The sequence below is a fragment of the Vibrio sp. 10N.261.52.A1 genome, from assembly GCF_002876325.1.
GTDB classification, from domain to species: Bacteria; Pseudomonadota; Gammaproteobacteria; order Enterobacterales; family Vibrionaceae; genus Vibrio; species Vibrio chagasii.
Genome location: NZ_MCYD01001035.1, coordinates 1 through 612 on the forward strand (window position 1 = coordinate 1; position 612 = coordinate 612).

At 50.2% G+C, this 612-nt stretch carries 1 protein-coding gene; it reads right to left on the reverse strand.

What is annotated here, in order from left to right; genetic code table 11:
- The coding region (locus BCT81_RS29435) for a calcium-binding protein (RefSeq protein ID WP_277869841.1) at window positions 1–612 on the reverse strand (612 nt) is incomplete at both ends.

Here is a 612-nt window from a genome sequence, read left to right on the forward strand (position 1 = left end):
CGTCAGAACATCATTACCAGCCCCACCATCTAACGTGTTGCTGCCACTGTGAGAAACAATAAGCGTATCATTGCCCTCTCCGCCAAACAGCTGGTCATTACCAGCTCCCCCGCGTAACGTATCGTTCCCGGCTTTTCCATCAAGTTTCTCACTGAACCCCGACGCAGATATGTCATCATCTTCTGCTGTACCAAGCATCGCAAGTTCAAACAACTTAGAGCCAGCAAGTTTAGTTCCGTCTGCAAAAACTAACTCCTCAATACGATACTCACTATTTACATACGCTTCTTCTATCGTAATGCTGTCACCAGAGTCACCTCCTCCAATGACCAGCACCATATGATTACCATCACGGCGTAGGCTCAACTCGTCCTGTGATATGCCCTCTCCAAGCACGATCTGGTCGGTACTCGCATTGTAGAAATCACGGTCTCGAATGGTGTCATGACCATCCCCTCGGTTAAATACATAGCGCTCTGACCCGAGCCCGCCCACTAGGCGGTCATCTCCAGCGCCACCGATTAAGGTGTTACGAGCATTGTTGGCCGTTTGGTAATTGCGACTGCGATGACCTCCACTGGTCGGCGTTTCTACCGTCAGAACATCATTACC